Source organism: Methylobacterium nigriterrae (genome assembly GCF_037106235.1).
In the GTDB taxonomy this organism is placed as follows: Bacteria; Pseudomonadota; Alphaproteobacteria; order Rhizobiales; family Beijerinckiaceae; genus Methylobacterium; species Methylobacterium nigriterrae.
This window is the reverse complement of record NZ_JBAWTG010000494.1, coordinates 1-593: the sequence shown is the minus strand read 5'-3', so window position 1 is coordinate 593 and position 593 is coordinate 1. Positions and strand designations below refer to the sequence as shown.

Here is a 593-nt window from a genome sequence, read left to right as displayed (position 1 = left end):
AACGTCGTCGGTAGGTGGGCGCTTTGGTAGGGCCAAGCCCAAAACCATGCGGTCCGTCAGTGTCCGCGGATCAGCAGGAGCACGAGGGCCGCAACGACAAGCAGGATGACGAGGCTGTAGCTCTCCTCGCGATAAGCGCCGCCACCGATGAGGCGGCCACCGCCCAAGATGATCATGATCAGGATGATCAGGAAGATGGTGGCGAGCGTCATGGCCCTGCGTCTGCGGGCGAAGCTGCCGATGGAGAGGCTGAGTGCTGGGTAGGCTGAACTCTTAGCGCTGGCGTCCGCCTGCCGGAAGGGGTCAGGTCACGCTCGATCGCCTCCAGAGCCCTTTCCCGTGCCTTCTGCTCCGTCGCATGCGGGCGATCCGACCGCTCGACCAACTTGCCGTGCTTGCGCATTGACCAGCCGAATTGTCCTGCGGGCCTCGTGAGCGGCGAAACTTCGATGGAGTAGGGGTGTGGTACGTCATCATTCACAGCGTGGTTCATAGGGGCGTGATGGTGTGGACGCCCCCGACGGCATCAGCGTGCCAGAGTGGTGGTGTTAGAGCCCACTCCAGGAGGCGTCCATGAACCAGGTGAGCACTGT

Annotated in this window: 1 protein-coding gene; it reads right to left on the bottom strand. The window is 62.9% G+C overall.

Annotated elements, in window-relative coordinates; genetic code table 11:
* Positions 1-56: 56 nt before the first annotated feature.
* The gene (locus WDW90_RS37915; RefSeq protein WP_336492847.1) at positions 57-212 is read right to left on the bottom strand and encodes a DUF3309 domain-containing protein; all 156 of its coding nucleotides are present in this window, start codon (positions 210-212) and stop codon (positions 57-59) included.
* Between the last annotated feature and the right edge of the window lie 381 nt (positions 213-593).